This window comes from Arthrobacter sp. yr096 (assembly GCF_900108925.1).
Taxonomy (GTDB): domain Bacteria; phylum Actinomycetota; class Actinomycetes; order Actinomycetales; family Micrococcaceae; genus Arthrobacter.
The window spans coordinates 70,108-89,483 of the sequence record NZ_FNYI01000004.1; the positions used below are offsets into that span (position 1 = coordinate 70,108).

17 protein-coding genes are annotated in these 19,376 nt (G+C 61.7%); 10 read left to right on the forward strand and 7 right to left on the reverse strand.

Annotated features, from left to right (window positions below):
• Positions 1-166: 166 nt before the first annotated feature.
• The 3 genes from BMY91_RS11245 to BMY91_RS11255 are packed head-to-tail and all read left to right on the forward strand — an operon-like array spanning position 167 to position 2,356.
• Positions 167-1,189 carry a sugar kinase gene (locus BMY91_RS11245; RefSeq protein ID WP_090821912.1) on the forward strand — a complete coding sequence of 341 codons (1,023 nt, stop codon included), beginning with the start codon at positions 167-169 and terminating at the stop codon, positions 1,187-1,189.
• A complete protein-coding gene (locus BMY91_RS11250) occupies positions 1,149-1,955 on the forward strand; it encodes an IclR family transcriptional regulator (protein ID WP_090821914.1) in 807 nt (268 codons plus the stop codon). The genes BMY91_RS11245 and BMY91_RS11250 overlap by 41 nt, the downstream gene beginning before the upstream one ends.
• The gene (locus BMY91_RS11255; protein WP_090821916.1) at positions 1,952-2,356 is read left to right on the forward strand and encodes a RidA family protein; all 405 of its coding nucleotides are present in this window, start codon (positions 1,952-1,954) and stop codon (positions 2,354-2,356) included. The genes BMY91_RS11250 and BMY91_RS11255 overlap by 4 nt, the downstream gene beginning before the upstream one ends.
• 249 nt (positions 2,357-2,605) lie before the next feature.
• Here the strand turns inward: BMY91_RS11255 and BMY91_RS11260 are convergent, their stop codons facing one another.
• The 3 genes from BMY91_RS11260 to BMY91_RS11270 form a co-directional block, all read right to left on the reverse strand.
• On the reverse strand, positions 2,606-3,334 hold the full coding sequence (locus BMY91_RS11260) for a polyprenol monophosphomannose synthase (RefSeq protein ID WP_090821918.1): 729 nt from the start codon (positions 3,332-3,334) through the stop codon (positions 2,606-2,608).
• A gap of 119 nt (positions 3,335-3,453) precedes the next feature.
• Positions 3,454-4,377 (reverse strand): AEC family transporter, encoded by a 924-nt coding sequence (locus BMY91_RS11265; protein WP_090821920.1) that lies wholly within the window; start codon positions 4,375-4,377, stop codon positions 3,454-3,456.
• Between the two features lie 116 nt (positions 4,378-4,493).
• Positions 4,494-5,807, reverse strand: coding sequence for an LssY C-terminal domain-containing protein (locus tag BMY91_RS11270; protein ID WP_090821922.1), 1,314 nt, complete (start codon positions 5,805-5,807; stop codon positions 4,494-4,496).
• Between the two features lie 208 nt (positions 5,808-6,015).
• On the opposite strand from BMY91_RS11270, the gene treS reads away from it, so the two are divergent.
• Positions 6,016-8,301, forward strand: a complete 2,286-nt coding sequence (treS, locus tag BMY91_RS11275; RefSeq protein WP_090821924.1) for a maltose alpha-D-glucosyltransferase — start codon at positions 6,016-6,018, stop codon at positions 8,299-8,301.
• A gap of 65 nt (positions 8,302-8,366) precedes the next feature.
• Here treS and ppk2 read toward each other — a convergent pair whose 3' ends face one another.
• Complete coding sequence (ppk2, locus tag BMY91_RS11280; protein WP_090821926.1) at positions 8,367-9,302, reverse strand: polyphosphate kinase 2; 936 nt, start codon at positions 9,300-9,302, stop codon at positions 8,367-8,369.
• 246 nt (positions 9,303-9,548) lie between these two features.
• Positions 9,549-10,088, reverse strand: a complete 540-nt coding sequence (locus BMY91_RS11285) for a GNAT family N-acetyltransferase (RefSeq protein WP_090822587.1) — start codon at positions 10,086-10,088, stop codon at positions 9,549-9,551.
• Positions 10,089-10,354: 266 nt separating this feature from the next.
• Here BMY91_RS11285 and BMY91_RS11290 point away from each other — a divergent pair, with 266 nt between their 5' ends.
• Genes BMY91_RS11290 through BMY91_RS11305 form a run of 4 tightly spaced genes read left to right on the forward strand, consistent with a single transcriptional unit; the run spans position 10,355 to position 13,894 of the window.
• Positions 10,355-11,392 (forward strand): TOMM precursor leader peptide-binding protein, encoded by a 1,038-nt coding sequence (locus tag BMY91_RS11290; protein ID WP_090821928.1) that lies wholly within the window; start codon positions 10,355-10,357, stop codon positions 11,390-11,392.
• Positions 11,376-11,858 carry a hypothetical protein gene (locus BMY91_RS11295; RefSeq protein WP_090821930.1) on the forward strand — a complete coding sequence of 161 codons (483 nt, stop codon included), beginning with the start codon at positions 11,376-11,378 and terminating at the stop codon, positions 11,856-11,858. Before BMY91_RS11290 ends, BMY91_RS11295 begins: the two co-directional genes overlap by 17 nt.
• Positions 11,836-12,669, forward strand: coding sequence for a hypothetical protein (locus BMY91_RS11300; RefSeq protein WP_090821932.1), 834 nt, complete (start codon positions 11,836-11,838; stop codon positions 12,667-12,669). Before BMY91_RS11295 ends, BMY91_RS11300 begins: the two co-directional genes overlap by 23 nt.
• Positions 12,670-12,715: 46 nt before the next feature.
• Positions 12,716-13,894, forward strand: coding sequence for an MFS transporter (locus tag BMY91_RS11305; protein ID WP_256212731.1), 1,179 nt, complete (start codon positions 12,716-12,718; stop codon positions 13,892-13,894).
• Between the two features lie 19 nt (positions 13,895-13,913).
• On the opposite strand, the gene BMY91_RS11310 is transcribed toward BMY91_RS11305, so the two are convergent.
• Entirely contained in the window at positions 13,914-14,822 is a 909-nt protein-coding gene (locus BMY91_RS11310; protein ID WP_090821936.1) for a MurR/RpiR family transcriptional regulator, read from the reverse strand.
• 178 nt (positions 14,823-15,000) lie between these two features.
• Here BMY91_RS11310 and BMY91_RS11315 point away from each other — a divergent pair, with 178 nt between their 5' ends.
• Together BMY91_RS11315 and BMY91_RS11320 are read left to right on the forward strand one after the other, a co-directional pair.
• Positions 15,001-16,293, forward strand: a complete 1,293-nt coding sequence (locus BMY91_RS11315) for an exo-beta-N-acetylmuramidase NamZ family protein (RefSeq protein ID WP_090821938.1) — start codon at positions 15,001-15,003, stop codon at positions 16,291-16,293.
• A 56-nt stretch (positions 16,294-16,349) separates the two neighbouring features.
• Positions 16,350-18,353, forward strand: a complete 2,004-nt coding sequence (locus tag BMY91_RS11320; RefSeq protein WP_256212700.1) for a glycoside hydrolase family 3 protein — start codon at positions 16,350-16,352, stop codon at positions 18,351-18,353.
• A gap of 6 nt (positions 18,354-18,359) precedes the next feature.
• Here BMY91_RS11320 and BMY91_RS11325 read toward each other — a convergent pair whose 3' ends face one another.
• Positions 18,360-19,370: a YdcF family protein gene (locus tag BMY91_RS11325; RefSeq protein ID WP_090821940.1), complete on the reverse strand. Its 1,011-nt coding sequence runs from the start codon at positions 19,368-19,370 to the stop codon at positions 18,360-18,362.
• Between the last annotated feature and the right edge of the window lie 6 nt (positions 19,371-19,376).

Here is a 19,376-nt window from a genome sequence, read left to right on the forward strand (position 1 = left end):
CTTCGCGGTGCTGCGTTGTTGAAGCTGCGTTGTGGGGGCTTATGGGGACTTTTGGCTGCGTTGCGTATTTTGCAACGCTGGTTGCAAACCTGCTGGTGATATGTCTAACATGGTGGCGGATTGAGAGTCAAGGCCGCTGCGAAGCGCATGAACTAGTGGGAGAACGATGCTTTCAGCTGTATGCGTGGGCGAAACGATGGCCATGCTTACCCCTGTCCACGCCGTTCCGCTGCACCTGGCCACCGAGCTTCACTTCGGGATCGGCGGCGCGGAGTCGAACGTCGCCATGGGCCTGGCCGCCATGGGTTTGGACACACACTGGGTCAGCCGGGTAGGCAACGATGGCTTCGGCACACGGATCCTTTCTGACCTTCGCGATCACGGCGTAGGGGTTTCCGGCGTCGAGGTTGACCATTCCCTGCCCACAGGCCTCTACGTGAAGGTTCCCGCCCAGGGTTCAGGCCCCGACGGCGGCAGTTCGGTTTTGTACTACCGGCAAGGATCTGCGGCCTCCGCCATGGGACGGGCCACGCTCGCCAATCCGGCCGTATCTTCTCTTCTGGAAAACGCTGCCCTGATCCACCTGAGTGGGATCACCGCAGCGTTGTCCCCCGAGTGCCTGTCATTGCTGGAAGCCATCCTGACTGAGCCAAGAAACGGCCGGACCATCAGCTTTGACGTCAACTGGCGCGAAGCCCTCTGGGCAGGGCAGGATCGTTCCGTCCTGCAGCGCCTGGCGAACCTGGCCGACGTCGTGCTTGTAGGAAAGGACGAAGCCGAGCACGCGTTCGGCACCACCGACGAGGCAGAGCTCCGCCGGATGATGCCGGACCCCGAGGTGCTGGTCATCAAGAACGAGGCCATCAGCGCCATTGCGCTGACGCGCGGCACGGCTGACTCAAGCGGCACCCGGGAAGAGGTATCCGCACTGTCCGTTGCCGTCGTCGAGCCCGTTGGCGCCGGCGACTCGTTCGCCGCCGGGTACCTCAGCGGCATGCTGTTCGGGCTCGGCCAAAAGGAGAGCCTGCGCAGGGGCCACGTCGCTGCTGCGTGCACGCTCACCGTCCACGGTGACCGCGGCCCCTTGCCCGACGCCGCCGAGCTCGCAGCCATCCTCGATTCTTCGGATGACGCCTGGGCTGCTATTCATGTTGAAGACGGACAATTCAACACCAGAACCGGAGCGTGACACCGTGAGCCAGAGCCTCAAGCGGGCCATCGACCTACTCGGCGAACTTGCCGCCAAACCCGCAACCCTGGACGAACTCGCGTCCAAGGCCGCGGTGCACAAGACCACCGTGATGCGGCTCCTGCACGCCATGGAGGAGAAGCGCTTTGTGGTGCGCGACGAGGACCAGCGGTTCATGCTGGGCTCAAAACTCTTCGAACTGTCCTCGCTGGCACTGGAACAGCGGGACATCCGCAAGGTGGCCCACCCGCATCTTGCCGAGCTCAACGGCCTCACCGGGCATACGGTTCACTTGGCCGCGTTCGAAGGAAGCGAGGTGGTGTACATCGACAAGTTCGAGTCCCACCACCCGGTCCGTATGTACTCGCGCATCGGCCTCACTGCATCGCTGCACTCGGCCGCCGTGTCCAAAGTCCTCCTCGCCGACATGCCGCGCAGCCGGCAGGAAAAGATTGCGGCGGGGCTGGACTACATCAAAGTTACCGAGAACACCCTGACCTCACCGGAGGCCCTCCTGGCCGAGCTGGAACAGGTCAGGATCCAGGGCTGGGCCCACGACAATGCCGAGCACGAAGCGTTTGTGCACTGCATCGCGGCCCCCATCCGCGACGCCAGCGGCGCCGTTGTAGCCGCAGCCTCTTGTTCGGTACCGGTAGTGATGCTCAGCTATGAAGGCTTGCTTGAGCTGCTGCCCGACCTCAAAGCCAGCACCGAGGCCATCTCCAACGACCTCGGCTGGATCAGCCACGAAAGGAACTCAGCATGAGTGAAAAGACCGTAGTACTGACCGAAAACGCCCCCGCCCCGGCGCACGTATTCTCCCAGGGCATCAAGAAGGGTGGCATGTTCCAGGTTTCGGGCCAGGGCCCCATGGACCCCGCCACCAACCAGTACATCGGCGAGGGCGACGTCAAAGTGCAGACCCGCCGCACGCTGGAGAACGTGAAGGCCATCCTGGAAGCCGGCGGATCCTCCGTTGAGGACGTCCTCATGTTCCGCGTTTATCTCACCACCCGCGACGATTTCGCCGCCATGAACGAGGTCTACGGTGAGTTCATCCGCGAGAACGTCCCCAGCGGTCTGCTCCCGAGCCGCACCACCGTGTTCGTTGACCTGCCGCACGAGGTCATGCTGGTGGAGATCGACGCCCTGGCCGTTACTGCGTAACCCTCTCTCACCTAACGTCGTTTTCCGGAGAACCCTCTCTCACCTAACGCCGTTTCCAGGGAAACCCTCTCTCACCTCTGGTCTGAAGGCTCGACGGCGGCACTCACGCGAGTGCCGTCGTCGAGCCTTAAGTGGTGGCTGGGACGCGTACCGTCACCACCCACTTTGAAGCTGCAACCACCCCAACACGCCGCGAAGGCCGGCGCGCCTCGTCTTCCAGGGCTCAGAGTGGGTGGTGGCGGCACGCGCCTACCTTTGGAAGCGGAGCTTCCACGGAGTAAGCGCAGACTCCAGCTGTTCGCGGAGATTCATCTTGGATGCGCCCTCCACTCTTTCTTCGAAGTGGATGGGCACCTCGGCGATTTTCAGTCCTTGCCGGGCTGCCCGGTAATTCATCTCTACCTGGAATGAGTAGCCATCACTGCGAACGATTGCGACATCAATCCGCACCAGGGCATCAGCCCTCCACGCTTTGAATCCCGCTGTTGCGTCCTTGACCTTTAGATTGAGAACTGCGCCCACATAAAGGTTGGCCCAGGCAGAGAGTGCCTTGCGATGCCACGGCCAATCCGAAGCCGTAGACCCGCCAGCGACATATCGTGAGCCGATGACCAACGCGGCGCCTGAGGTGCGAATCAGGTCAAGCATCGTCGGGATGGCCGACACGGGATGGGAGAGATCTGCGTCCATTTGGATGACGATGTCCGAGTTCTCAGCCAGGGCCCTGGCCATTCCAGCCACATAAGCCCTTCCCAGCCCATCTTTTTCTTTCCGGTGCAGCACAGACACCGCTCCCATGGATTCCGCTGCCAACTGGTCAGCTACCGCCCCGGTTCCATCGGGGGAATTGTCATCCACCACGAGCACACTGAGATTCTGGATACCCAGCGCGTGGATCCGGGCAACAAGAACCGGCAAGTTCTCCCGTTCATTGTAGGTAGGCACCACAACGGTGATTTTCGGATTATCAATAGTCAAAAGTGGGTCCCCAATTCGATTTCGGATCTATCCCGAGCACGGCGTCGTTCTGCACATGTCGGGCCCCGCCAGTCTATTGACCAGATCTCGTGGCCCGAATCGGCCCGCACAAAATGGCGTCAGCCGAACAGCCAAGCCGCCCCCAGCAGCAGAGGCACCGCCAAGATGCTGGTGAACACCGCCGTTGACTGGGCGATTCCTTGGCCCACCCCGTAACGGACCGCGTAGAGGACCACGTTCTGACCGGTCGGGAGGATCGCGCATGCGGTGACCACAAAGGTGCTGAAGGGGTCCAGGTGGAAGACGAAGGCGGCCAGAACCCACGCGAGCGCGGGTTGGACTGCCGACTTAAGGATGACCGCGATGGTGGTTGGAACGCGGTCATCAATGCCAGGGCGAACCGACAATCCATGCAATGACATGCCGAAGATGATCAGCATCAGCGGAACAGCCAACTGTGCAACCAGCGCCAACGGATCCAGTACCAGGCTGGGCAGTTCGATTCCCAGGGCACTGACCAGCACCCCGAGAATTGCCGCCACAGTGACGGGATTACGGAACGGGATGGACAGGGTGCGCCACACCGACACTTGTTTGCCTGCAGGGTCGGTGAGATCCAGGATGGTCAGGGCAATGGGCGTCACGATGGCCAACTGGAACAGCATGATGGGCGTGACGTAGGTGGCACTTCCAAGAATGTAGAGAGACAACGGAACACCAAGGTTGGTGGAGTTCACGATTCCCACGGAGAGTGCGCCGATGGTGGTCCGCCGGACACCCCAGCGAGCAATCGTGCCAGCCACCGTAAACACGAGCATGACGGCCACGGCGGTCACCACGGAGATCAGGCCTGTGGCACTCAGGACGTCGTTGATATGCCTGGAGGCAATGGCTGAGAACATCAAGCAAGGCAAGCCCACCATGAAGGTCAACGTGGAGAGCACTTTGCTGCCCTCTGGACCCAATGCCTTGGTTCTGCCGAGGATGTAGCCGATGAGCAGCACCACGCTGACAACGAAGAAACCCTTGAGGACTCCGTCCAAACCGTTTTCCTCAATCCGCTCTTCGGGATGCCCACGGAGGACACAGGCTCTCTGGAAACAGATTTCAGACTATCCGGCAGGTGGGCTTTCTCCCGCTCTGGTTACGCCAAGCCTGGTCAGGAAGCAACGCGCCTGTTGAGAACAGACGGCGGGACGGCAGGAACGCGCTGCCGTTTGGCGTAAACCCTGGCCCGTTGGCTGGAAAGAGCCAACAACACGAGGATGTCCGAGGCGAGACCGGAGAGACCCGCCTCAAGGGTGAGATTCGCAGTTCCGGTGGAGTAGTCAATGGCCTGCACCAGGATGGAGAAGGAACTCAGGGCCATCGCAATCACCCGGGCACCGTTGCTGCCCAGGAAAATCCGCCAGGCGAGGAAGACCTCACCCAGCCCGAAGACCAAGACGACGCCAGCCACCAAGGCGATGGCCGCCGTCGTGGTTTGTGGGTCTCCTGAACCGTCATCGAAAGTGACGCCGTCAATGACCCCGCCCGATGTCATCAGCGTGATCGCCAAGACCAACGCCGCGATTGCCCTGGCCACTACCAGTGCAGCGCCCATCATGGTGGGGGCGGGCCGCCTGTCGCGGCTATCGGTCCGCCGAGCCGGTTGGGTGGCAGGGACCGGGACACTGCGCGCATCCACGATTGGGAGGTCGCCATCAGTGGAAATCGAATCCCCGCCGCCGTTACGTGTGTGATATCCGGTGGAAAAGTCCTCGATGACCTGGACGGAGACGGCCGGCTCTGCGGCCGAAACGGTGGAAACGATGTGGTCCCGTTCCACATCGGTGTTCTGCTCGATCTTGTGCGTGATCTGGAGTGTGAAGAGCGAGAAACCAACGCTGCGGTCATAGGTACCGGCGGCCAGCCAATCCACTTTGTGGCCGCCCGGCAGGAGCCACCCCTCCGGGCAACGCCAGAAGCGCACATGGTGGCGTTTGCCGGGCGTGTTATCCACTTCCTGTTGGTAGGCGAAGTCCTGTTGCCGGTCGAAGAGGTACAGAGGGCTGACCGGCGCCTCAGAGTAACTCCTCCGGAAAATGGTGGAGCTGACGATTCGGCGGCTGCTGGCGAACGTAACATCGTCGGCCATGGTCCAGCCAGCGGACTGCATGATCGCGTGGATCTGGGGTTCGGCGCCCAGCAGCGCCACGTTCACGGGATCCCCGAGGAGGCCATCGCTGGTCCGCGCGCGGCCAATGAAGTATCCGGGAACGTAGATGGTGGTCAGTATCCGGTGCAGCCGCGGGAGGAGCAAGTAGGCAAGGAACGCCCAGAACACCACGGAGAACCAGATTTGCCCCCACCCCAAATGGAAGCTCTCCCCTACCAGGAGGAAGGCCAGCCACACCGCAGCGGCCCCACCAAGGATGAAGAATCCGTGGTCCAGCCGGCTATCTGTCACGTCCCTAGTCAACGCTTTGTACATCCGAGCCCCCTGTTTTGCACGTCACGCACCTTAAGCTTCGTCTTAAGACGCATCATCTGTACACAATCTCCGGATATTGGCTTGGGGTCGACAAACGTTCGGGTACCCCGACTAGCATGAATAGTCCCGGGAAGCCGGGGTACGTGACCTCTTGAACACCACCTCGTAAGGTCGGCGCCAAGTGCGGCGGCCACCAAAGGAGAAGCCTGTGCGGGAGCCGATTGTGAACGAAACCGTGTCCGACGCCAACCAGAACACCGAAGAGCCCGGGACGGATGAGTCTCCAACGGAGGGCGCAGGAAGCGAACCGGCGGAGATCACGTTTGACGAGCAGTTTTATCCGGCACGCCCCAAGGCCCTGCGGCCCATTGCGCGGAGGCGTCAGTTCTTCGCCGCACGCCCTTCCCTGGAATTCGATGGGCTGAACTCAACGTACGTGGACTGGTTGCGGAACCAATCCATGCTCGGCGACGCCAACACCATGGCACGGCAGCTTTCCGGCCAAGCGAGCATGTGGCAGAACTCCTATGCCAGGCCCAACCCCAGGGCGGCAGTGGAGAGAGCGCCCGTCTGGTTCACCGCCTATCCCCTGTCCTTCATTACCAAGGACGGCCAGTCATTCCTGTCCGCACTGGGTGATCCCGAACTCTGGGACGCGTTCAGCAGGATTGGCATCCGGGGGCTGCACACCGGGCCGGTCAAACTGGCCGGCGGCATCCGCGGATGGTCACAGACACCCAGCGTCGACGGTCACTTTGACCGCATCAGCATGGCGATCGATCCGGCGTTCGGCACCGAGGAAGAGTTCCGCCAGATGTGCGAGGTGGCCAACGAGCACGGCGGCACTGTCATTGACGACATCGTCCCCGGGCACACCGGCAAGGGCGCTGACTTCCGCCTCGCCGAAATGAACTTCCGGGACTACCCCGGCATTTATCACATGGTGGACATCCCGGAGGAAGACTGGCACCTGCTGCCGGACGTTCCCGAGGGCGAAGACTCCGTGAACATCAGCCCCGACGCCGAACAAGCCCTGCAAAAAGCCGGCTACATCATCGGCCGGCTCCAGCGGGTGATCTTCTACGAGCCCGGGGTCAAGGAGACCAACTGGAGCGCCACCAAGCCGATCATCGACACCACCGGCAAGACTCGCCGCTGGGTCTACCTCCACTACTTCAAGTCCGGCCAACCATCCATCAACTGGCTGGATCCAACGTTTGCCGGGATGCGGCTGGTGGTGGGTGACGCGCTGCATTCCCTGCTGGACCTTGGCACGGGTGCCTTGCGGCTGGATGCCAACGGGTTCCTGGGCGTCGAAAAGAGCGCGGAGGAGGAGCCGGGCTGGTCCGAGGGCCACCCGTTGTCCGAGGCAGCGAACCAGTTGATTGGCTCCATGATCCGCAAAGTGGGTGGGTTCTCCTTCCAGGAACTGAACCTCACCATCGACGACATCAAAGCGCAGTCCGAATCCGGCCCTGACCTCTCCTACGACTTCATCACCCGCCCCGCCTACCACTACGCCTTCGTCACTGGCGACACCGAGTTCCTGCGCCTGACCCTGCGGCTTTCCATGGAGATCGGCGTGGATCAGGCATCCTTGGTGCACGCCCTCCAGAATCACGACGAACTGACTTACGAGTTGCTTCACTTTGCCGCGGGCCACCGTGACGACATCTTCGAACTTGGCGGGGAGGAACTGACCGGAGCCGAAGTTGCCGAGAAGGTCCAGGACACCTTGCGGGAACGCCTGACGGGTGAAAACGGACCGTACAACGCGCTCTTCACCACCAATGGCATCGCCTGTACCACGGTCAGCTTCATCATGGCGACCCTGGGCATCAGGGACCCGGATGCCATTACCAAGGAAGAGGAGGCCCGGGTTTTGGATGCCCACGTACTTCTTTCCATGTACAACGCCCTGCAGCCGGGAGTCTTCGCGCTTTCCGGCTGGGATCTTACCGGCATCACTGCCCTGGACCGCGAGACCGTCAAGGAGCTCACCTCCCAGGGCGACACCCGCTGGATCAACCGTGGCGCGCACGACCTCATGGGCACCAGCCCGGATGCGAAGACCTCACTGGCCGGCATGGCCAGGGCCCGCAGCCTCTACGGTCCCCTGCCCGAACAGCTCAAGGACCCAGAGTCTTACGCGCGCCGGCTCCAGCGGATCCTCACAGTGCGGGAAGAGTCGGGGATCGCCACCAGCACCCTCCTGGATGTGCCGGACGTCTCGAACCGCGGCCTGCTGGTCCTGGTCAACCAACTCGCGGACGGAGCACTTCAGGTCACCGTCCTGAACTTCTCCGACCAAGACATCGCGGGCAGCATCCAGTCTCCCCACCTGCCGCCAGGAGCCAGCGTGCACGACCTCTTCAGCCGCGAGAACGTTGGCCAGGTGGACGATCTCCACAGCTTCTTCCTCGAACTCCCTGCCTTCCAGGGCACGGCACTTCTCCTCAAGGATCCGGTAGTGGAGGACGAGGCCACCGAATAGAAAGCACGACGTCGGCACCCAGCTGAGTGCCGACGTCGGGCCCTGTTTGGTGCTCGCTTGAAGCGTTAGTCGCCTACAGCGTCGCGGCCACGGCGCAGGATCAGGGGATCGGCTTCGTAGACCACCGAGGTGTCCTTGTTGTCGTAGCCGAACTGGTTGAGGAAGTACCGCATGGCATTGATGCGGGCGCGTTTTTTGTCGTTGGACTTGACGGTGATCCACGGCGAGTGGTCAGAGTCCGTGTGCAGGAACGTTTGTTCCTTTGCGTCGGTGTATTCGTCCCAGCGGTCCAGTGATGCGAGGTCCATGGGAGAGAGCTTCCAACGGCGCACGGGGTCGATCTGGCGGATCGCGAAACGCGTGCGTTGCTCTTGTCGGGTCACGGAGAACCAGAACTTGGTGACGTGGATGCCGGAGTCCACCAGCATCTTTTCGAAGACGGGTGCTTGGCCCATGAATGTGTCGTATTCCTGGTCAGTGCAAAAGCCCATCACGCGCTCCACGTTGGCCCGGTTGTACCAGGACCTGTCGAACATGACGATCTCACCGGCCGTGGGCAGGTGCTGGATGTATCGCTGGAAATACCATTGGCCCTGCTCGCGGTCGGAGGGCTTGCTGAGGGCCACCGTCCTGGCGTGGCGAGGGTCCAGGTGCTCGTTGAAGCGTTTGATGGTGCCGCCCTTGCCCGCAGCATCCCGGCCCTCGAACACGATCACGTGCTTGAGCCCCAGGTCTTGGCCCCAGTACTGGAATTTCAACAGCTCAATCTGGAGCCGGTACTTTTCGATCTCGTACTCGTCGCGGGTCATCCGCTCCTTGTACGGATAGTCTTCGTGCCACGTTTCCACCGCCGAGCCACCGGGATCGATGAGATCCGGGTCCTCGCCCTGGCCTCCACTGATGGTGTAGCCCAGCTCCACCAAGTGGTCGATGGTCTCGCGCAGATTGTCCCTGACCCACCAATTGTCCAGGGATGTGGATAGTGAATGTGCCTCCGTCATGCGGTCCTCCTGGTCAGCCGGGTAGTGCGCGGCAGCCTAACAAGGGTTGGTGACGGGAACGTGAACAGATTTGCGGTTAGCCGTGGTTGCGGCGGGACTCCCACGTGGTGAAAAGTAACCACGCCAGCCAGACGCCCAGTAGGGTGGCGGCGGCATAGGATTCAGGGTTGTCACCCCAGGGTTGACTGGCCATGCACCTTAAGGTGGCAGCACGTGGACGCGAGTCACAACCCTAGGGTGACACTTCTACTGGTTTGCTAAAGCAGCCAGGTCGATCCAGTAGCGACGAAAGGGGCGCCCATCGGCGCCAGTCCGCACATCCTCCAAGGTCCCGCCCACGCGTTCAATGGTCTTGGCGGAAGCGGCATTCGAGTCATCGCAGGTCAGGAGAACGCGGTCCGGCTCTCCCTGGGCAGCCAGGCGGGAACACAACTCCCCCAGAGCCCATGACGCCGCCCCCCGGCCGCGATCCGACGGCCGAACACCATATCCAATGTGCCCGCCGGAGTTCAGGAGTGCCGGTGTGAGGTAGTGCCGGAACGCAATGGCACCCACGTACCGCAAGCCTTCCGCAATCCAGAGGTAGGTGCAGGGAACTATGCCGTCCTTCTCCGCCGCTTGCCCCGCGTCTTCCAGTTGCCGAACCCATGCCGCGAACCCCTCGGGGGTGATGACGTCGCCCGCCATGAATACCCCGGCACCGTCCTGATGGGCGCCGTCCCACTCACGGTGGGACTCAAGGAAGGACTGGTGAAAAGAGACATCCGGAGCGACGAGCTTAAACATGAAGACGACCCTATACCTCGCCGTAGCAGTGGCGGTGACACGGACGCGACACGCGCATGGATAATCGACAAACTTGTCATATGCGTGACACATGTCATAGATTCATCTGGTCAAACAAGTTTATAAAACAAAGGAGTGAATCACATGCTTAAGCTGAAGCGACTGGCAAAGCGCCGTTCCAAGCTGAACTTCGTGTTCAACTGAACAAAGCAGGAATAGTGGGGACCACGCATTGCGTGGTCCCCACTCATCATTGGAGGCAAGAATTGACAGCCACTACCTACTCGCTCAAACAGTCCCTCCCGGTTGTGACAACAGAGACAGCCGTACAAATCGGACTGGCACCGCCCAACGCAATCGAAATTGAGGACGCCCCGCCTGGGCTCGCCGAATTGCTCGGCTTTGCATCGCACCCACGAACGCTGGAGGACTTGGGCACCAAGGCGCAAGATCTGCTTGGCGGGGACTCCGGGCAGATCGTTGAGGAGCTCATCGAGGCTGACATTCTCGTCCCGTACAGGTTCGACCTCACCGGCCGGCACAGCCGCCACGATCTCTACTTCGAACTTGCCCACGGCACAGGACCGGGCGCCAGCGATCTACTGCTCAGCCGGAAAGTCGCGCTCATCGGCGTGGGCGGAATCGGCACCAATGTGGCCATGCAACTCGCAACAGCGGGGGTGGGGGTAATCATGCTGGTCGACGGCGACACAGTGGAAGAAAGCAACCTCACCCGGCAATACCTCTTTACGGCACAAGACGTTGGCGCTTCGAAGATCGAAGCCGCCGCACGAAACCTTCAGCTTCGGGCTCCGGCCACCAACACGGTTGAAGTCGCGGCCATGATCTCCAGCGTTGAAGATCTTCTGCCGATCTTTCAGGACTCAGACTTCGTTGTGGTATCCGCAGACACGCCCCAGGAAGTGCTTGAGTGGTCCAACGAAGCCTCGATCGCCACCGGCACACCCTTCACCTGCGCCGGCTACCAGGACACGCGCGGCGTGGTGGGACCAGTTGTCAGGCCCGGCACGACGCCTTGCCTGCAATGCGCAGCAACTGACAACGACGGTCGCACCAATTCCACGGCGTCGCTCACCACGACAAACCTCAACAGTGCATACCAGGCCCCCAGCTTTGGTCCCCTGAACGCCATTGTGGCCTCCATTGCCGCTATGGAGGTGTTCCGTTACCTGCTGACTGGATCCACCAACCTGGACGGTAGAAGACTGGTGTTTGACTCCCTGGAGTTGTCGTCTGAGTTCGAAGATTTCGCCAGGAACACCCGCTGTGCTGCGTGTTCCTGACTGCGATGTGGGCAAGCTGTTGGTGACTCTCACTGGCGCTTACGTGGTTGCATCCCTCGGTGCCACCATCGCCAACAAGAACTTCTGGCCAATCGCATCCAACAACATGTTCAACGCAAAGTTCGGGGACCGGGTGTCACGCTTCGCGATCGAATTCCATCTGTCGGACGGAACCGTGGTCACCTGCGGGCCCGCCAACTGCCTGCCAACCCAGTTCTTCCGGGCCGGGGCAGTGTTCGCCAACATTTTTATGGCCAGTGAAGAGCAACCAAAGCACGTTCTTTGCCAGCGAATCGAAAACCGGCTTCGCCGAAACAAGTGGAAACCTTTCGATGAGGTCCGACCCCCCGCCCATCTGCCCAACATTCCACTGAGCAGAATGGAAATTCTTGTGGAGACCACCGTTCGGGGAATGCCTGAGGAAAAGGAAGTTGTGTACACCTATGTTCCGTCGATTCCGCGTTAGTTCAGTCACGTCCCGGCAGGTTCGTGCTGCTGGCGTGTGGATCGTCGCCGCCTTGGCAGTAACACTTCGCCCAGGTGCGGCGGCAGCGCAGGACTACAGGGCCGCAGTTGCTTCGACGGGGTTGGATGCGGTTCCAACTTCTGATGCTGGGAAGAGCCGGGTTGCCCGACGCACGGCAACTGCCCTCCTGTTGGCGGCTGCGGGAGCAAGCGAGGTGTACAGCGGGCCCGGTGCAAGGCACGCGCCTTGGCTTCGGCGAGCGGCACTCGGAGTGTTCCTGGAGACCCGTGCTGCGGATGCCCGGTCACTTCCAGGACGATGGCCTTACGACACGTTTATCGAGGCCGTACTTCTCACAACCCAGCTGTCCGGGCTGCCGAACAGGCAGCCGGCCAGCCTGCCGCTCTCCATCTCGCGCGTGGCTCTGTACTTGCCCTACACCCAAGCAGGCCTGTCCAAGCTCATCCACGGTTTCGACGCCTGGGTTCGTCGTGGCGACGCCAACCACATTTACCACCTGCATTTGAAGGCATCGGGCAGCCACCCATTTGCGCAGGATCGATTTGCCCAGCCTGTTCGGGCAATGACCCGCCTCATTCCATTTCTTGAATTTCTCGCACTCCCACTGGCACTGGTCCTCCCCGGCAAGTTCCGGATCGTGCTCCCATGTTGCAGCACTATATTCCACATTGTTATTGCCCGCACCTGGAATATTAGCTTTTGGCAGGCCCCCCTCATGCAATGGCTGATGTTGTCGTTGGAAAAGCAGCCCGATCTTGCCATCATTCTCCGCGCATCCCGAGGTAATTAAATTGTCGCTTGCAAAGACATGGCAGAGACGTCTCCACCTGACAGGAATGTGGGTGAATTCGCTGGGTGGTGGCGCGTACAACATCGCGCTCCCCCTCATAGTCCTCCAAACGAGCGGCAGCCTCGCCCAAATGTCCATCGTGGCCGTGGCATCACAGCTGCCCAAGGCCTTCCCTGGAGTACTCATTGGCGGACTCGCTGACCGCATGTCGCCCCGTTCCATGACCCACATTGGCTATTGGGGCCAGGCACTGGTTGTCGCCGCAATGGCGCTGCTTATCGGCCCGTGGCACACACCCTTCTGGGTTCTGGTACTCGGCGCGTTCCTGCGTGGCAGCCTCGACATGTTCGCCAGAACGGCCACGTTCGTGGCCATCCCGAAAATGTATGGCGAAGGCACTGCCAAGTTCAACGCATCAGTGTCCACTGCGTGGACCTCCGCTTCCATTGTGGGACCGGCCATCGGCGGCGCACTGAGCGCCGTTTGGGGCCCCTGGTGGTTGCTGGCCGTAGACGCGGTGTCCTTCACCGTCATCGCAATGATCATGAATTTTCTGCCGTGGCCGGACCACCCAACCAAACAGCCTGGCCGTCCAGGCTTCTTCCAGGATCTTTCAGCCGGGTACCGAAGGCTCTCCCAAGTCAATGGTTGGTGGCGCTTTGCCGGAACCGTCGTCCTCATTGGCTTCTTGTCTGCCCCGCTGTCCACGCTCGCGATCTTCCAGACGTCAGTTGGCCTCGGAGGCTCTACTACGGAAGTGGGAATCGTCGGTGCGGCTGCGGCTGCGGGACTGTTCTGCGGGTCATTATTGTCCGGCTTGGTCTCCACTTGGCAACCAAACCTGTTAATGCAGCGTTCCTCGTGGCTTATGGCAGGAGGAGCTTTGCTCTTTTTCATCCCATCCTGGATTGCCGTCGCGAGTGCTCTGTTCATTGTCTGCACCGGAGGCATTGCGTGGACGATTGGACGTACCTCCCTCATACACCAACAGATCCCCTCGTCCGATCTTGGCAAGACCATGACCGCCGTCCAGTTCTTGGAAACAGTTTCAAGCCCCCTCAGTCTTGCCGTCGCCACCTTCCTCATGGGGGTGTCCTCATTCATGGCCTTTGCCTCGATACTTCTGGCAGCACTTCTTTCAGGGGTGCTTGCCATCAATTCCGGATCGATGCTGAAGCCGGGTGAGCGGCAGGCAGAGGACAAGCAAAGCGAGCCCGTCCACTAGCAGCCCGCGGCGTCGGGACTTAGTCGGGCGAACTGGCTCGGGGCAGTTTCCGGCCCTGGACAGCGGCGTGGGTCTTGCGCAATGCCGCGATGGAGGCCTCGTAGGAATGCTGGGCAACCCCCACAAAGAGGCAGTCCACCACCATCATCTGGGCTATCCGGCTACCCATCGCGCCCGGCCGGAAGGGTGTCTCGCGGGCGGCAGTACTGAGCACAATGTGGGCAGTACGGCCCAGCGGCGAATCAGCATGATTGGTGATGGCGATGGTGGTGGCCCCGGTGTCCTTGGCCGCCTTGAGGAAATCGACCGTATCCACGGTGGCGCCCGAGTGCGAGATGGCGACAGCAACGCCGTCGTCGTCCAAGAGCGCTGCCGAAGTCAGCGCGACATGCACCTCGGGCCAGGTGAACGAGGTGAGGCCTATGCGATGCAGTTTCTGCTGCAGGTCCTGGCCAACCAGCCCGCCCGCGCCCACTCCGAAGATGTCGATTTTCCGCGAGCGCGAGATCGCTTCAACAGCCTCGGCGAGTTGGTCGACGTCGAGCACTTGAGCGGTGTCAGCGATGGACATCGTCTCGTTGTAGGCGATCTTGGAAACGATGTCCCGCAGCGAGTCGGAGGTATTGATGTCCTCGTAGACCCCCGTAGGTGCGTTGTTGGCCAAACTCTCCCGGGCCGTTTCCCTCGCAAGGTCGAGTCGAAGATCGGAGTAGCCGCGGTAGCCCACCTTCTTGTAGAAGCGGACCACCGACGTAGTGGACGTTCCACCATGCTCGGCAAGGTCACCGATGGACATCATGGCCGCCCGGGAAGGATCCGCCAAGACCAGCTCAGCGACAGCCCGCTCGGAGGGGCGCAAAGCCGGCAGGAGGGAGCGGATCCGAACCAGGACTGTTCGTGACGATTGCACATTTCCAGCCGCTTCCATGGCGGACTCCTTCCAACAGGCTCGCCCGGCCCAGGTACGCGACAGACGTTTGTAAATAACTTACCTAAACGCAAACGCAAAGGTAAGTCATTGACGCAACCTCGACGGGCGAATACGGTCGATGTAATCCAAGTCACAAAAGTTGTCATGCACTTCTGCTCATCAGGAAAGGCTCCCCATGACACTCAACCGTCGAAGACTCATCCACGCCTCGGGGCTGGCCGCCGCTGCCGCCGTCGTATCACCCTTCGCATCAAGCGCCACCGCCTCCTCTCAGGCCAACCGCCCGGGGAAACCCGGAACCACCGTCAACGGGGCGGACACCGCCGCCGCCAGTAAATGGAGCATTTTCGCCGGGCGCAAAGTAGGTGTCATCACCAACCCCACCGGAGTCCTGGCGAACTTCCGCTCCATCGTGGATGACATGGCGGGCAAAGGTGTGGACGTCGCAGCGGTTTTCGGCCCGGAGCACGGATTCCGCGGCACAGCCCAAGACGGCGCGAGTGAAGGAACGTCCGTGGACCCGCGGACCGGCATCACCGTCTACGACTCCTACGGGGCCGAGGTTGATGACTACGTGGGCTTCTTTGAAGCGTCCGGCGTGGACAGCATCTGTTTCGACATCCAGGACGTCGGGGCACGTTTCTACACCTACATCTGGACCATGTGGGGCGCCATGCAGGCCGCGTCCCGGACCGGTACCAGGTTCGTGGTCCTGGATCGTCCCAACCCGATTGGCGGCCAGGCGCGCGGACCGGTCCTCCAATCAGGTTTCGAATCCGGAGTCGGACGGCTGGGCATCGCGCTCCAGCATGGCATGACGGTGGGCGAGCTGGCCAAGTACTTCAACGCCGTCCACCTGCCGGCCGCTGGACTCAAGCCCCTCCAGGACCTTCACGTAGTCCAGGTCCAAGGATGGCGGCGTGAAATGACCGGACCGGACAACCGGGCATCATGGATCCTCCCGAGCCCCAATATGCCAACTCCGGAAACGTCCCTCCTGTATCCCGGAACGGCGTTGTTCGAGGCCACCAATATGTCCGAAGGCCGCGGCACAACCCGGCCGTTCGAACTGATCGGCGCCCCCTACGTGGACTACCGCTGGGCCGAGGCACTCAACAGCAAGGGCCTCAGCGGCGTGACGTTCCGCGAAGCCTATTTCCAGCCCACCCTCTCCAAGAACCAGGGCCTCGTCTGCGGTGGCGTGCAGATCCACATCACCGACGCCTCCCGCGTTGAAGCCCTTGAAGTGGGCACCCACATGCTGGTCGAAGCCAAGCGGCTGTACCCGGGGTTCGCCTGGCGCGGCGACGCAGGGCGGTGGATGGGGCTGCTGAGCGGTTCGGACCGCTTTGCAGAACAGCTCGACGCCGGTGCTGACGCCAGGACCATCACCGACAGTTGGCGGTACGAACTTGGTCAATTCGTCCGCGATACACGCCAATACCTCCTCTACAACGGTCAGCGCTAGCCAAGGCAAACACTCAGACGATTGGGATGCACATGCACAGAAAAGGAACCACCCTCATGACTGCCGCAGCCACGGCCCTCCTCATGACCGGGGCGGGAACAGCAGTGGCCGCTGGCCCCGGCACCACGGTCATCACGACGCCGGCCGCTGCTTCCCCGGATATCGACGCAATGATTGCGGGCATGTCACTGGACGAAAAGATCGGCCAGATGACGTGGACCCATGTCTACGGCTCGTCCGCGAATGACACGTCCATGGCGGCGAGCAACCAGGAACGTTACGGCGTCAATACGCCCGCCGAAGTGGTGGAAAAGTACAACCTGGGCGGCGTCCTCTACTTCGCGTGGTCCGGGAACACGAACAATCCCCAGCAAGTTGCGGGCCTCTCCAACGGCCTGCAACAAACTGCTGTGGGAGCCGACGGTAAAGGCATCCCGTTGGCAGTCACTATCGACCAGGAAGGCGGGCTGGTTGCCCGCATAGGATCACCGGCCACGGTCCTCCCGGGCAACATGGCCCTGGGGGCCGCGGCGAACCAGGATCTGGCCCGCGCGCAGGGCGAAATCCTGGGTTCCGAGATGCGGGCCATGGGTATCAACGTGGACTTCGCCCCGGTACTGGACCTCAACTCCAACCCGGACAACCCGGTCATCGGAATCCGGTCCATGGGTGAGGACCCTGCGCTGGTCAGTGAACTCGGCGCTGCGCAGATCAACGGCATTCAGGCCCGCAGCGTGGGAGCAGCAGCAAAGCATTTCCCCGGCCATGGCGACACGTCCGTTGACTCCCACTACGGCCTGCCGACTGTCACCTACGACCGCGCCACCCTGAACAAGCACCTGGAACCATTCAAGGCAGCGATCGATGCCGGCGTGGACATGGTCATGACGGCACACATCATTGTTGAGGCCATCGATCCCGAAATGCCGGGCACCCTGTCCCACAAGGTACTCACCGGCTTGCTCCGCGATGAGCTGGGATTTAAGGGACTGGTTACCACCGACGCCTTGGATATGGCCGCCATGGCGGCCGAATGGCCGCAGGAAGAAATCGCAGTCAAGGCCATCCAGGCCGGTTCGGACATCCTCCTCAACTCCCCCAACGTGGATGCCTCGTTTGCCGGGGTGCGTGCCGCCGTCGGGTCCGGTGAGATCACCGAAGCCCGAATCGACGAGTCCGTTCGGCGGATCCTGGAGTGGAAGGTCAAGCGGGGAGTCTTTGAGCAGCCCATGGCTGACCCCGCAAATGTGGACAAGCTGGTGGGCACCGGAGGAAACCTCGCCACAGCCAATCTGATCTCCGACCATGCCGCTACCCTGCTGCGCAACCAGGAGCGGGTGTTGCCGCTGGCTCCCGGCAGTTCCGTACTCATGGTGGGGGCCGGTTCGGGACGCCCGGAAACTGCGGGACCAATGCTCAAGGAACAAGGTTTCGCGGTCACTGAAGACTACGAGAATGGCGCGTCGCCCTCCTCCGCCTACCGGGCGCGGGCGGTTGCCGCCGCCAGCAAGGTGGACGCAGTAGTCTTCGCCTCCTACAACGCCACCAGCAACGCCGCCCAGCAACAAATGGTGGCTGAGCTGGCGGCTACTGGAACCCCCGTGATCGTCATAGCCACACGCAATCCCTACGACGTCAGCGTCTTCCCCGGGGCCGCCGCCGTACTCAACAGCTATGGCATCAACAGGGTCAACTTCCACGGTGTTGTGCGTGCCATCTCCGGCGCGGTCAACCCCGGCGGCAAACTGCCAGTCAATATCCCTGAAGCCGATGGCGACGGCGTCCTCCTCCCCTTGGGCTTCGGCCTCCACTACGACACGTCGACGCCGGAGGCAGTCACCTTTACGGACCGGCCGGGCAAGGGGCAGGACGCGTACACCATCCCCGCTGTCGCAGGCGTGGTTTACCTGATAGAGGGCAAGGAGGCGGCAGCCGGGACGTACCGGAAGCCAGCCGGCACAGTGACCGTCACCGCGGTTCCTGCCAAGGGATACGTCTTCACGGACAGCGCCGTCACGCAATGGAGCCACACGTTCACCACGGGACTCCCCAAGCCGTAGTAAGAGCTAAACCACGGGCGAGTTCATCAATGCGACCGTGATGATGAGGGCAATCCCGAACATCGGCAGGCAAAGAACGATGTTGGTCCGGCGGTTGTCCCTCATCACGGCCACGAACTCCCTCAGGAACGCGCTGGGCACGAAATACCTGGCCGTCGGGGCACCTACCACCTCCGCGTTGATCTTCTGCCGACGGGACAGAAGCGCAGCGCGGAGCACGTGGTAGTTGTTGGTGCACACCAGCAACGGGCCTTGGATGCCTTTCTCAGCCAGCAGGGCTACGGAGTATGCCAGGTTCTCGCGGGTGGTGGTGGCCTTGTTCTCCTCCACCACATCGCCGGATGCCGCACCGTTGGCCACCAGATACTCCTTCATTGCCGTGGACTCAGGCCGTGGTTCGTCCGCGCCTTGGCCTCCGGAAGGCACCAAGACCGGCTTGACCGGTGCGCCGCCGTCGTAAATCTCCAACGCCTTGTTGAGGCGTGCTGCGAGCAGCGGCGGGACGTTGCCGTCGATCAAACCCGAGCCAAGGACGATCACAGCGGCCGGATTCGGGCTGAACCGCATTCTGGAATACACCAAGGCGTATCCCAGAAACACCACGAACGCGCAGCCCAGGTAGGCGCACAGGAAGAACGCCAGGGCGGCGAGGCCAGCCAGCACCGGCTGCCCACTCAGCACAAACAGGAACGCGATCACCGGCGCGAGGAACACGGCCAATCCCACCGCTATCGGCAGGAAACTGCTGATGCCGGGGCCCTCCTTGCGGACCATCGTGGCGCCGTTCGCGATCAGGAAGCCCGCGAACACGAAGATACTGACCACGGGCACTACCAAAACCACCAGGTTCAGCCATTCGAACCACGGATTCAGGTCGATCAGGAAGTCCAGGAGGGCCTGCAGCAGGAACCACGCCGCTACCAGCAGGAGCACGCCATTGCGGAGCCGTCGCCGGTCCGACTGGTACGAGGCAAGGAAGATGCCCGCGAAGAGAAGTCCAAGGACCAGGGTCAGCATGGTCCA

What these genes read in the sequence shown, in the direction of transcription:
- BMY91_RS11245 (WP_090821912.1), top strand. Translation starts at nt 167, where the DNA reads ATGCTTTCAGCTGTATGCGTGGGCGAAACGATGGCCATGCTTACCCCT.
- BMY91_RS11250 (WP_090821914.1), top strand. Translation starts at nt 1,149, where the DNA reads ATGTTGAAGACGGACAATTCAACACCAGAACCGGAGCGTGACACCGTG.
- BMY91_RS11255 (WP_090821916.1), top strand. Translation starts at nt 1,952, where the DNA reads ATGAGTGAAAAGACCGTAGTACTGACCGAAAACGCCCCCGCCCCGGCG.
- BMY91_RS11270 (WP_090821922.1), bottom strand. Translation starts at nt 5,807, where the DNA reads ATGTACAAAGCGTTGACTAGGGACGTGACAGATAGCCGGCTGGACCAC.
- ppk2 (WP_090821926.1), bottom strand. Translation starts at nt 9,302, where the DNA reads ATGACGGAGGCACATTCACTATCCACATCCCTGGACAATTGGTGGGTC.
- BMY91_RS11285 (WP_090822587.1), bottom strand. Translation starts at nt 10,088, where the DNA reads ATGTTTAAGCTCGTCGCTCCGGATGTCTCTTTTCACCAGTCCTTCCTT.
- BMY91_RS11300 (WP_090821932.1), top strand. Translation starts at nt 11,836, where the DNA reads ATGTTCCGTCGATTCCGCGTTAGTTCAGTCACGTCCCGGCAGGTTCGT.
- BMY91_RS11305 (WP_256212731.1), top strand. Translation starts at nt 12,716, where the DNA reads ATGTGGGTGAATTCGCTGGGTGGTGGCGCGTACAACATCGCGCTCCCC.
- BMY91_RS11310 (WP_090821936.1), bottom strand. Translation starts at nt 14,822, where the DNA reads ATGGAAGCGGCTGGAAATGTGCAATCGTCACGAACAGTCCTGGTTCGG.
- BMY91_RS11315 (WP_090821938.1), top strand. Translation starts at nt 15,001, where the DNA reads ATGACACTCAACCGTCGAAGACTCATCCACGCCTCGGGGCTGGCCGCC.
- BMY91_RS11320 (WP_256212700.1), top strand. Translation starts at nt 16,350, where the DNA reads ATGACTGCCGCAGCCACGGCCCTCCTCATGACCGGGGCGGGAACAGCA.
- BMY91_RS11325 (WP_090821940.1), bottom strand. Translation starts at nt 19,370, where the DNA reads ATGCTGACCCTGGTCCTTGGACTTCTCTTCGCGGGCATCTTCCTTGCC.